The 11440-nt window shown below is 70.0% G+C and carries 11 protein-coding genes; all 11 read left to right on the top strand.

The window, feature by feature from the left end:
- Window positions 1-153: 153 nt before the first annotated feature.
- The 11 genes from ACQEVC_RS35260 (at window position 154) to ACQEVC_RS35210 (ending at window position 11422) form a co-directional block, all read left to right on the top strand.
- Window positions 154-1623, top strand: coding sequence for an FAD-dependent monooxygenase (locus tag ACQEVC_RS35260; RefSeq protein WP_432886627.1), 1470 nt, complete (start codon window positions 154-156; stop codon window positions 1621-1623).
- Between the two features lie 19 nt (window positions 1624-1642).
- On the top strand, window positions 1643-1969 hold the full coding sequence (locus tag ACQEVC_RS35255) for a TcmI family type II polyketide cyclase (RefSeq protein ID WP_432886624.1): 327 nt from the start codon (window positions 1643-1645) through the stop codon (window positions 1967-1969).
- Window positions 1966-3246: a beta-ketoacyl-[acyl-carrier-protein] synthase family protein gene (locus tag ACQEVC_RS35250; protein ID WP_432886621.1), complete on the top strand. Its 1281-nt coding sequence runs from the start codon at window positions 1966-1968 to the stop codon at window positions 3244-3246. The genes ACQEVC_RS35255 and ACQEVC_RS35250 overlap by 4 nt, the downstream gene beginning before the upstream one ends.
- Window positions 3243-4463, top strand: coding sequence for a ketosynthase chain-length factor (locus ACQEVC_RS35245; protein WP_432886618.1), 1221 nt, complete (start codon window positions 3243-3245; stop codon window positions 4461-4463). Before ACQEVC_RS35250 ends, ACQEVC_RS35245 begins: the two co-directional genes overlap by 4 nt.
- A 52-nt stretch (window positions 4464-4515) precedes the next feature.
- The gene (locus ACQEVC_RS35240; RefSeq protein WP_432886615.1) at window positions 4516-4788 is read left to right on the top strand and encodes an acyl carrier protein; all 273 of its coding nucleotides are present in this window, start codon (window positions 4516-4518) and stop codon (window positions 4786-4788) included.
- 46 nt (window positions 4789-4834) lie between these two features.
- Window positions 4835-5620: a 3-oxoacyl-ACP reductase FabG gene (fabG, locus tag ACQEVC_RS35235; protein WP_432886612.1), complete on the top strand. Its 786-nt coding sequence runs from the start codon at window positions 4835-4837 to the stop codon at window positions 5618-5620.
- Between the two features lie 94 nt (window positions 5621-5714).
- Complete coding sequence (locus tag ACQEVC_RS35230; protein WP_432886609.1) at window positions 5715-6662, top strand: aromatase/cyclase; 948 nt, start codon at window positions 5715-5717, stop codon at window positions 6660-6662.
- Window positions 6663-6666: 4 nt separating this feature from the next.
- On the top strand, window positions 6667-8679 hold the full coding sequence (locus ACQEVC_RS35225) for an SDR family oxidoreductase (protein ID WP_432886606.1): 2013 nt from the start codon (window positions 6667-6669) through the stop codon (window positions 8677-8679).
- Between the two features lie 31 nt (window positions 8680-8710).
- On the top strand, window positions 8711-9475 hold the full coding sequence (locus ACQEVC_RS35220) for an SDR family oxidoreductase (RefSeq protein ID WP_432886603.1): 765 nt from the start codon (window positions 8711-8713) through the stop codon (window positions 9473-9475).
- A 121-nt stretch (window positions 9476-9596) separates the two neighbouring features.
- Window positions 9597-10832 carry an MFS transporter gene (locus tag ACQEVC_RS35215; RefSeq protein ID WP_432886600.1) on the top strand — a complete coding sequence of 412 codons (1236 nt, stop codon included), beginning with the start codon at window positions 9597-9599 and terminating at the stop codon, window positions 10830-10832.
- Complete coding sequence (locus ACQEVC_RS35210) at window positions 10829-11422, top strand: NADPH-dependent FMN reductase (RefSeq protein WP_432886597.1); 594 nt, start codon at window positions 10829-10831, stop codon at window positions 11420-11422. Before ACQEVC_RS35215 ends, ACQEVC_RS35210 begins: the two co-directional genes overlap by 4 nt.
- The last annotated feature ends 18 nt before the right edge of the window (window positions 11423-11440 follow it).

Genomic DNA, 11440 nt, shown 5'->3' with positions numbered 1-11440 from the left:
GAACCGTGCAATCCAACAGGATAAAAGCATCTCCTGGAGCTGTTTTCCGGACCACGTCCGCCAGTGTCCGCCCCTACAGGAAATTGTGCATCTATCGCGAGCCGTCACACCCGGGAACTGCACGCGTACCCCCATGTGAGTCGGGAGAGGCTTATGGACGCTTCGGTCATCATTGTTGGAGCAGGGCCCACCGGTCTTATGTTGGCTGGCGAATTGCGCCTGGCCGGGATCGACGTCATCGTCCTGGAGCGCCTTTGTGAGCGTACCGGGGAGTCGCGAGGAATCGGTTTCACCGTCCGGACGATGGAGGTCTTCGACCAGCGCGGGCTGCTGCGCCGCTTCGGTGACATTCAGACCACGACGGACGGCCACTTCGGTGGGCTCCCGCTGGACATCGGCATCCTCGGCAACGTCCACGAGGCGGCCCGGACCGTCCCGCAGTCGGAGACCGAGCGGGTCCTGGAGGGATGGGCTGTCCAGCTCGGCGCCGACATCCGGCGAGGGTATGAGCTCGTCGGGCTGGCTGACGACCGGACCGGTGTCGCGGTCAACGTCCGGAGCGACGAAGGTGAGCAGGTCCTACGTGCCTCGTACCTGGTCGGCTGCGACGGCGGCCGGAGCACGGTTCGCCGCGCCGCCGGATTCGATTTCCCGGGTACCGCCGCCACCACCGAACTGTTCCTCGCCGACCTGCGCGGCGTCGAGCTGGAGCCGAGGATGAGCGGGCAGCAGTTCGCCGGTGGAATGGTTATGGTCGCCCGGCTGTCGGACGGGATTCACCGCATCATCGTCGGCGAACGCGGCGCGCCGCCACAGCGTCGAACCGCCCCACCGGCCTTCGAGGAGGTGGCCGACACCTGGAAGCGGCTCACCGGCCTGGACATCTCGCACGCTGAGCCGGTCTGGGTCAGCGCCTTCGGCGACGCCACCCACCTGGTCACCGAGTACCAGCGCGGCCGGGTGCTGCTCGCCGGGGACGCCGCACACGTGCACCTCCCGGCCGGTGGTCAGGGGATGAACACCGGCGTCCAGGACGCGGTCAATCTGGGCTGGAAACTGGCCGCCGTGGTCAACGGCACCGCGCCGGAATCGCTGCTGGACACGTACCACAGCGAACGCCACGAGGTCGGCCGGCGGCTGCTCGCCAACACCCAGGCGCAGGGGCAGCTCATCCTCGGCGGCGCCGAGGTGCAGCCGCTGCGGGATGTGCTCTCCGAGCTGATCGGGTATGAGGAGGTCAGCCGGCATCTGGCCGCGAAGGTGAGCGGGCTGGACATCCGGTACGACGTCGGTGACGGCGCCAATCCCCTGCTGGGAATGCGGATGCCGCACCTAGACATGGTCGTCGGCATCCGTCGGACCAGCAGTACCGAACTGCTCCGCCGGGGCCGCGGCCTACTGCTGGACCTCAACGACAACGCGGTGCTGCGGTCCCGCGCGTCGCGCTGGCGCCGGCGGGTCGACATCGTCACCGCGACCGCGCCGACCGTCGCTCAACACACCACGCTCGCCGGTACCACGGCGGTACTCGTACGACCCGACGGCCACATCGCGTGGCTCGCCCCCGGCAGCCACCACGACCTGCCCACGGCACTGGACCGCTGGTTCGGGCATGCCCGCTGACCCTTCACGAGAGGACATCATGCACAGCACCCTGATCGTGGCCAGGATGGCACCCGACTCGGCCGATGAGGTCGCCCGCCTCTTCGGCGCGTTCGACGACACCTCGATGCCGCACCTGATGGGCACCCGCCGCCGTCAGCTCTTCTCCTACCGGGGCCTCTACTTCCACCTCCAGGACTTCGACGACGCCACCGGCGGTGAACGGATCGAGAAGGCGAAGACCGAGCCCCGGTTCATCTCGATCAGCGAGGACCTGAGGCCGTTCATCGCGGCGTACGACCCGGCCACCTGGCGATCGCCCGCAGACGCGATGGCCCGGCGCTTCTACCACTGGGAGGCGGCGTGACCCCGGCCGGCGACCGGCGGGTCGTCATCACCGGCATCGGCGTGACCGCCCCGGGCGGGTCGGGCGTGAAGGACTTCTGGCAGTTGCTCACCGACGGGCGTACCGCGACCCGGCGGATCTCGTTCTTCGACCCGTCGCCGTTCCGGTCACAGGTCGCCGCCGAGGTGGATTTCGACGCTGAACTGTCCGGCCTGCGTCCGCAGGAGATTCGTCGGATGGATCGGGCGGCACAGTTCGCGGTGGTGACCGCGCGGCACGCGATTATCGACAGCGGACTGGAGTTCGACCGCCTCGACCCGCACCGCACCGGCGTGACCATCGGCAGCGCGGTCGGCGCGACGATGGGCCTTGATCAGGAGTACCGCACCGTCAGCGACGGTGGCCGGCTGGACCTGGTCGACCACGAGTACGCGGTGCCGCACCTCTACAACTACCTGGTACCCAGTTCGTTCGCGGCCGAGGTGGCCTGGACGGTGGGTGCCGAGGGGCCGAGCACGGTGGTGTCGACCGGCTGCACGTCAGGGCTGGACGCGATCGGGTACGCCACCGAGGTGATCAGGGACGGTGCCGCCGACGTGATGATCGCCGGTGCCACGGACGCACCGATCTCGCCGATCACGGTCGCCTGCTTCGACGCGATCAAGGCGACCACGCCGCGCAACGACGACCCCGAGCACGCGTCCCGGCCGTTCGACGCGAGCCGGAACGGGTTCGTACTTGGCGAGGGGGCGGCCGTGTTCGTGCTGGAGGAACTGGGCAGTGCCCGTGCACGCGGCACCACCGTCTACGCCGAAGTGGCCGGCTACGCCACCCGCTCCAACGCGTTCCACATGACCGGGCTGCGGCCGGACGGCCGGGAGATGGCCGAGGCGATTCGACTGGCCATGGCCGAGGCACGGATCAACCCGGAGGAGATCGACTACGTCAACGCGCACGGCTCCGGCACCAAGCAGAACGACCGCCACGAGACCGCCGCGTTCAAGCGGAGCCTGGGCGAGCACGCCCGCGCGGTGCCGGTCAGCTCGATCAAGTCGATGGTCGGGCACTCGCTCGGCGCTATCGGCTCGATCGAGATCGCCGCCTCAGTCCTGGCGATGACCCACCACGCCGTACCGCCCACGGCCAACCTGCACACTCCCGACCCGGAATGCGACCTCGACTACGTACCGCTGGTCGCCCGCGGCTGGCGGACCGACGCGGTGCTCTCCGTTGGCAGCGGTTTCGGCGGATTCCAGAGCGCGATGGTGCTCGCCCGACCTGATCGGGATCCGCGGTGAGCGTCTCCACCGTCGTCACCGGGCTCGGTATCGCCGCACCCAACGGCCTCGGGCTGGAGGAGTACTGGTCGGCGACCCTCGCGGGCCGCAGTGGCATCGGCCGGGTGAGCCGGTTCGACCCGTCGTCGTACCCGGCCCGGCTCGCCGGGGAAATCGCCGGGTTCGAGGCAGAGCGGCACCTGCCGAACCGGCTGCTGCCGCAGACGGATCGGATGACGCGGCTCGCGCTCGTCGGCGCCGACTGGGCGTTCGCCGACGCGGGGATCGTGCCGCACGAGGTGTCCGAGTTCGAGATGGGTGTGGCCACCGCCAGCCACTCCGGCGGGTTCGAGTTCGGGCAGAACGAGCTGAAGGCGCTCTGGAGCAAGGGAGGCCAGTACGTCAGTGCGTACCAGTCCTTCGCCTGGTTCTATGCGGTCAACAGCGGGCAGATCTCCATCCGCAACGGTATGCGGGGACCGTGCAGTGTCCTGGTCAGCGACCAGGCCGGCGGACTGGACACCGTCGCGCAGGCCCGACGCCAGGTGCGCAAGGGCACTCCGCTGATGGTGACCGGTGCGATGGACGCCTCGATCTGCCCGTGGGGCTGGGTGGCGCAGTTCGCCAGCGGGCGTCTGAGCCTGAGCGGGGACCCGGACCGGGCGTATCTGCCGTTCGACGCCGCCGCCTGCGGGTACGTGCCCGGCGAGGGTGGTGCGCTGCTGGTCTTGGAGGACGCCGACCATGCCCGGCAGCGTGGTGCCGTCAACGTCTACGGCGAGGTCTCCGGGTACGCCGCGACCTTCGACCCCCGACCGGGCAGCCACCGGGCCGGCGGACTGCGGAGGGCGATCGAACTGGCGCTGCGGGACGCGGACGCGTCACCGGGCGACATCGACGTGGTCTTCGCCGACGCCGCCGGGGCACCGGAACCGGACCGGGTCGAGGCGGGGGCGATCACCGCCGTCTTCGGGCCCCGGGGGGTACCCGTCACCGCGCCGAAGACGATGACCGGACGGCTGTACTCCGGCGCGGCGCCACTCGATCTGGCCGCGGCACTGTTGAGCATCCGCGACGGCGTGATCCCGCCGACCGTCCACGTACACGTCGCCGACGAGTACGACATCGACCTGGTCCAGGAGGGCCCGCGCGCGCTCCCGGTGCGCGCGGCGCTGGTTCTGGCGCGCGGGCACGGCGGGTTCAACTCCGCGATGGTGGTGCGCCAGGTCGACCGGTGAGAGATCCGGAACCCGGGCAACCGAAACCGACGTGACGAAAGGAAGTGTGGAGATGGCCACGGTACCCGCCGGCTCGTTCGACGACGAGGACCTCAAGCGGATCCTGCGCGAGGGAGCCGGCTCGGACGAGAGCATCGACCTCGACGGCGACATTCTCGACATCTCGTTCGACGAGCTGGGCTACGACTCGCTGGCACTGCTGGAGACCGGTGGTCGGATCGAGCGCGAGTACGGCATCAGGCTCGACGACGACGCGCTCTCCGGCGAACACACCCCCCGCGCACTGGTGGAGCTGGTGCGCGGCCGGCTTGCTAGCGCGGGCTGAGTCGACGCGGTCGCACTCGCCGGCCAACCCACATCGAGGAGTGGACATGAATCAACAGACGTCGAAGGTCGTGCTCGTCACCGGCGCGACCAGCGGAATCGGTCTGGCCGTGACGAGGCTCTTCGCCGGGCGGGGAGAGCGGGTCTTTCTCTGCGCCCGGACCACGGACCGGGTGGCGGGCACCGTCAAGGAACTCCAGAACGAGGGGTACGACGTGGACGGCGCTGCTGCCGACGTGCGCTCCCCGGAGGACATCCGGAGCATGGTGCGGGCCGCCGTGCACCGGTTCGGGCCGATCGACGTGCTTGTCAACAACGCCGGCCGCAGCGGCGGCGGCGTGACCGCCGAGATCACCGACGAGCTGTGGCTCGACGTGATCAACACCAATCTGAACAGCGTCTTCCTGATGACACGCGAGGTGCTGACCACCGGCGGGATGCGGGCCAGGGCCTCCGGCCGGGTCATCAACATCGCGTCCACCGCAGGCAAGCAGGGTGTCGTCCTCGGCGCGCCGTACTCCGCCTCCAAGCACGGGGTGGTCGGTTTCACGAAGGCGCTCGGCAACGAGCTGGCGCCGACCGGCATCACCGTCAACGCCGTCTGCCCCGGCTACGTCGAGACGCCGATGGCCGAGCGGGTCCGGCAGGGGTACGCCGCAGCGCACGGCACCACTACCGACGAGATCATGCGGCGGTTCACGGCGAAGATCCCGCTCGGCCGGTACTCCACTCCGGAGGAGGTCGCGGGCCTGGTCGGCTATCTCGCCTCGGACACGGCGGCGTCGATCACCTCGCAGGCGCTGAACGTCTGCGGCGGCCTGGGCAACTTCTGATCGTGCCGTCGACACCCGTCCGTGTCCCGCTACCTCTGGCCGTGTCGCTGACTTCCGCCGTGCCCGCCACGGCTTCTGACGAGAGGAGACCGATGTGACCCGAAACGAGGCGTGCGAGGTCGAGCACGAGGTCACCGTGCACGCCGCCGGCACCGAGGTGTACCGGCTGCTTGCCGAGGTGGAGAACTGGCCTCGGCTGTTCCCGCCCTCGGTGTACGTGGACTACCTGGAGCGCGACGGTAACGAGGAGCGGATCCGGATCTGGGCCACGGCCAACGACGATGTCAAGAGCTGGTCCTCGCGCCGGATACTCGACCCCGGGGCGATGCGAATCGAGTTCCGCCAAGAGGTGTCGGCGCCGCCGGTGGCCGAGATGAGCGGTACCTGGATCATCGAGCCGCTCGGCGAGGAGGACACCCGGCTGCGGCTGCTGCACCGGTACCGGGCGATCGACGACGACCCGGACGGGGTGGCCTGGATCTCCCAGGCGGTGGACAGTAACAGCCGGGCGGAGCTGGGTTCGCTGAAGACCAACCTGGAACTGGCCGCGGGTGCGGCGGACCGGCTCCTCTCGTTCGAGGACAGCGTCCAGGTCAAGGGATCGGCCAAGGACCTCTACGACTTCATCAACGAAGCCCAGCTCTGGGCCGACCGGTTGCCGCACGTTGCCCGGGTGGAGCTGACCGAGGCGACCCTCGGCCTGCAGGTCCTGGAGATGGACACCCGTACCCGGGACGGGTCCACGCACACCACGAAATCCGTGCGGGTGTGCTTTCCACACCGGCGGATCGCGTACAAGCAGATCATGTTGCCCGCGCTGATGACGCTGCACACGGGCTACTGGGAGTTCACCGAGGACGAACCGGGGATCACCACCGCCACCTCGCAGCACACCGTGATGATCAACACCGAGAACATCGGCCGAATCCTCGGACCCGACGCCGGCCTGGCCGAGGCTCGGGCGTTCGTCCGGGAGGCGCTTGGCAACAACAGCGGTGCCACCCTCAACCACGCCAGAAAGTACGCGGAAGCTAGGCGCTGAGCCGGTGGACGGCGCACTGGACACCGACGTCATAGTCGTCGGGGCGGGGCCGGTCGGGTTGACACTCACGGGCGAGCTGCGTACCGGCGGCGTCCGGACCGTGACTCTGGAGCGGCTCACCGCGCCGACGACCGAATCCCGGGCGTCGATCCTGCACGCCCGGACGATGGCCCTGCTCGCCGAGCGCGGGGTGCTGGACAGGCTGGGCCCGCTGCCCGGCGGCGGGTCCGGCCACTTCGGCGGGATCCGGCTCGACCTGGCGGCGGCCACCTCCGGCCACCCGTTCGCCGGTCAATGGGAGTGTCCGCAGACCCGGGTCGAGGCGGTGCTCCAGGAATGGGTCACCGACCTCGGCGCCGAGGTACGACGCGGGCACGCGGTGACCGGACTGACCCGGCACACCGACTGGGTGGAGGTCGACGTGCGGGTGCCCGGTGGAAGACCGTGCCGGCTGCGCGCCGCGTACCTGGTCGGCTGCGATGGGGAACGGAGCACGGTGCGGCGACTGGCCGGGTACGACCTGGCCGGCGTGGACGCCACCCGACAGATGTTGCGGGCCGACGTCACCGGGGTCGACATTCCCGACCGACGGCTCCAGCGCCTGCCCAACGGCGTCGTCACCGCGTACCGCCGTGCCGACGGCACCACCCGACTCATGGTGCGTCGTCACGGTCGCCACCCGAGGGCTGGTGCCGGTGTCCCGGACTTCGCCGAGGTGGTCACCGCCTGGGCGGAGGTGACCGGCGAGGACATCGGTCACGGCGTACCGCGGTGGCTCAACCGCTTCGACGACACCAGCCGCCAGGTGAGCCGGTACCGCCTCGGCCGGATCCTGCTCGCCGGTGACGCCGCGCACGTTCAGATGCCGATCGGCGGACAGGCGCTCAACCTCGGCCTCCAGGACGCGATCAACCTCGGCGGCAAGCTCACCGCCCGGGTGACCGGCGGCGCGGGCGACGAGGTCCTCGACTCGTACCACGACGACCGGCACCCGGTCGGGACGCGAGTCCTGACCAACATCCGGGCACAGGCACTCCTGCTGTTCGGGGGCCCCGAGACGGACGCGCTGCGGGACACCGTCGCCGAGCTGATGGGCATCGACGCCGTCCGGAGCCACCTCGCTCGGATGATCAGCGGCCTCGACATCCAGGAGACGACCCCGGTGTCCGATGTCCGCACCGGGTCGGGAACTCCGGCCCCGGGCGACCGGACGAACCGATCCGCTTCGACTGACAGGAGTTCCACCATGGACAGGCTCAACGGCAAGACCGCACTCGTCACCGGCTCCAGCCGGGGTATCGGCCGGGCGACGGCCCAGCGGCTCGCCCGGGAGGGTGCCCTGGTCGCCGTGCACTACGCGGCCAACGAGGACGCGGCGCTGGAGACCGTGACCTCGATCGAGTCCGACGGCGGGTGGGCCTTCCCGGTCCGCGCCGAACTGGGCGTACCGGGTGACGTCCACAATCTGTTTCTGGCGCTGGAGGAGGGACTCAAGGAGCGTACCGGCGACACCACGCTCGACATCGTGGTGAACAACGCGGCCGAGACCGCGCCGGCCGGCGTCCCACCGGAGGACATTACGCCGGAGCAGTTCGACCGGTACTTCGCGGTGAACGCGAGGGCGCCGTTCTTCATCGTGCAACGCGCGTCGAGCCTGCTGCCGCAGGGCGGGCGGATCATCAACATCTCCTCGGGTCTCACCCGCTGCGCAAACCCCGACCAGGCCGTGTACGCGATGACCAAGGGCGCGATCGAGCAGATCTCGCTGCACTTCGCCCGGCACCTGGCCCCGCGCGGAATCACCGTCAACACGGTGGCACCCGGCATCACCGACAACGGCAGCGCGGTCTTCGGCATGCCCGAGGTGGTGGAGCAGATGGCGCGGCTCTCCGCGTTCAACCGGGTCGGCGACGCGGGGGACGTCGCCGACGTCGTCACCTTCCTCGCCACCGACGAGGCCCGCTGGATCACCGGCGCGTTCATCGACGCCAGCGGCGGGACCCTGCTCGGTCAGTGACCCATCCATCCACCGGAGTCGAGAGGAAGCCATGACCTCCAGCAGCACCCGCGTCGCGCTGGTCACCGGGGCGAACAAGGGGATCGGCCGCGCGGTTGCCCGACAACTCGGAGCGCTGGGAATGTGCGTCTACCTCGGGGCGCGCAACGAGAGCCGGGGACAGGCGGCCGAGCGCGAGCTGTGCGCCGAGGGCCTCGACGCCCGTTTCGTACGGCTCGACGTCACCGACGAGTCGTCCGTGGCCCTCGCGGCCAAACGCATCGACGAGGAGGCGGGGCGGCTCGACGTGCTGGTGAACAATGCCGGTACCGGCGGTCCACCGACGCCGCCCAGCCAGACCTCGACCGACCAGGTGCGGCGTACGTTCGAGACGAACGTGTTCGGCGTGGTCACGGTGACCAACGCGGTGCTGCCGTTGCTGCGGCGCTCCCCGTCCGGCCGGATCGTGAACGTCAGCAGCCTGCTCGGATCGCTGGCGTACGCCGCCGAACGGACCGATCCGACAGGTCTGTTCCCGCCCGGTGTCTTCCCGGTGGTGCTGGACTACAACACCTCGAAGGCGGCCCTGAACGCCGTCACCATCACCTACGCCAACGAGCTGCGCGACACCGGGATCCTGGTCAACGCGGTCTCCCCGGGTTTCGTCGCCACCGATATCAACGAGCACCGGGGCATCCTCACGCCCGAGCAGGGCGCGCGCATCCCGGTACTGCTGGCGACCCTCGGCGACGACGGCCCGACGGCCACGTTCGTCAGCGAGGACGGCACCGCGACCGGTCTGCGGCTGGCCTGGTGAGGGGCCGAAGAGGAGGACACGGTGACCAGCGATGCGGTGTTCGACCACCTGACCGAACTGGAGGGTCTGAGGGAACAGGCACCGGTACCGGTACCGACGAGCGAGGGAGGTGTCCACCGACATGAGTACGGCCATCCCGGCCCCGGGCACCGGCACGCGACCGGTCCGCTGGGACCGGCGCTCGTGGGCGATCCTTGTCATCCTCTCCGGCAACATGGTGCTGGACTCGATCGAGGTGTCGGTGGTGCTCGTCGCGCTGCCGTCGATCGGCGCCGATCTCGGCCTGTCGCTGCCGACCGTGCAGTGGCTGATGAGCGGTTTCGCGGTCGGTTTCGCGACGCTGCTCCCGCTCGGCCGGCGGATCACCGCCCACCGGGGTGCCCGCCGCGCCTATCTGGCCGCGATGCTCGTCTTCGCCGCTGCCTCGGTGATCGGCGGTCTCTCCGACGACATCGCGATACTGATCGCCACCCGGGTGGTCAAGGGATTCTGTGTCGCACTGACCGCCCCGACCGGGCTGGCCATCATCGGTACCACCTTCGCCGGCGGGCCGCAGCACCGCCGTGCGGTGTCGATCTACGGTCTGTTCGGCGCGGCCGGGTTCACCGTCGGCCTGCTGCTGTCCGCGGTGCTCCTGGAGGCGGGCTGGCACTGGACGTTCCTCTTCCCCGCCCCGGTGGCGCTGGTGCTTCTGCTGTTCGGCCTGCGGGTACTCCCACCCGACCCGCCCCGCGACGTCGTACCCCGGACGGTTGCGGTCCGGGACGGTGCGCTGGTCCGGTCCGCACTCGGTGCGGCCACGCTCAACGGCACGTACCAGAGCCTGCTGCTGCTCGTCACCTTCCAGATCTGGGACGAGCTGGGCTGGCGGCCCTGGCAGACCGCGCTGGCACTGCTTCCGGCCTGCGTACCCTTGGTGCTGACCGTTCCGTTCGCCGGACGGATGGTCGCCCGGTTCGGCGCCGCCCGACTGATCGCCCTCGGTGCGCTCGCGGCGTTCCTCGCCCCGGTCTACTATCTCTGGCGGCCGTGGGTGGACGCGTACCCGACCACGACCCTGCCGGCCCTGCTGCTGGTCGAGGCGGGGTTCGTACTCTCCTTCGCCGCGTTGAACATGCAGGCCACGGCCGGTGTCGCGGTCGAGGGCCGGGCGCGGGCGGTGTCGTTGTACCAGGCCGCTGTCCAGATCGGGGCCGTCGTCGTGCTGCCACTCGTCGCGCTGCTGCGGACGGCCTTCGGCAGCGACCGGCCGGCGCTGCTGCTCATCACCGTGGTCGGCGCGGCAGGTCTGCTCGTCGCGCTGACCGGGATCCGGCATCGACGAACCCTTCCGATCCGACGAAAGGTCCCAATGTGACGGACAACCCGATCAAGCTCGTCGTCGTCATCGCCAGCGTCCGGGACGGTCGGCTCGGCCCGACCGTGGCCGACTGGTTCGTCGGCCAGGTCATGTCGCGCGCGGACATGGCCGTCGACGTGGTCGATCTGCTCGACCACCCGCTGCCGCTGGTGATGCCGGCGAGTGGCCAGCAGCCGGCCACCGGTGTCGCGACGGCACGGGACACACTGTCCGCCCGGCTCTCCGCCGGTGACGCGTTCGTCGTGGTCACACCCGAGTACAACCACAGCTTCCCGGCCGCGCTCAAGAACCTCCTCGACTGGTTTCTCGACGAGTGGGCGGCGAAGGCGGTCGGCTTTGTCTCCTACGGCGGCATGTCGGGTGGTCTGCGCGCCGTCGAACACCTGCGACAGGTCTTTGCCGAACTGCACGCGGTGACCGTGCGCGAGTCGGTCAGCTTCCACGACGCGTGGACGCGGTTCGACGGGCACGGCCGCCCGTACCGGACCGGGGAGTGCGAGGCCGCCGCGAAGGCCCTGCTGGACCAGGTGCACTGGTGGGCCGTGACACTGCGCGACGCACGGACGAGGCGCCCGTACCGGCGCTGACACCGGGCCGGACACCAC

It is taken from the genome of Plantactinospora sp. CA-294935, assembly GCF_050936445.1.
Lineage (GTDB): Bacteria > Actinomycetota > Actinomycetes > Mycobacteriales > Micromonosporaceae > Plantactinospora.
The sequence above is the reverse complement of the archived record's forward strand: the minus strand, read 5'-3'. Positions and strand labels throughout refer to the sequence as shown.

Excerpts from the sequence above, each read along its gene's own strand:
- ACQEVC_RS35260 (WP_432886627.1), top strand. The coding sequence starts at position 154 with ATGGACGCTTCGGTCATCATTGTTGGAGCAGGGCCCACCGGTCTTATG.
- ACQEVC_RS35255 (WP_432886624.1), top strand. The coding sequence starts at position 1,643 with ATGCACAGCACCCTGATCGTGGCCAGGATGGCACCCGACTCGGCCGAT.
- ACQEVC_RS35240 (WP_432886615.1), top strand. The coding sequence starts at position 4,516 with ATGGCCACGGTACCCGCCGGCTCGTTCGACGACGAGGACCTCAAGCGG.
- fabG (WP_432886612.1), top strand. The coding sequence starts at position 4,835 with ATGAATCAACAGACGTCGAAGGTCGTGCTCGTCACCGGCGCGACCAGC.
- ACQEVC_RS35220 (WP_432886603.1), top strand. The coding sequence starts at position 8,711 with ATGACCTCCAGCAGCACCCGCGTCGCGCTGGTCACCGGGGCGAACAAG.
- ACQEVC_RS35215 (WP_432886600.1), top strand. The coding sequence starts at position 9,597 with ATGAGTACGGCCATCCCGGCCCCGGGCACCGGCACGCGACCGGTCCGC.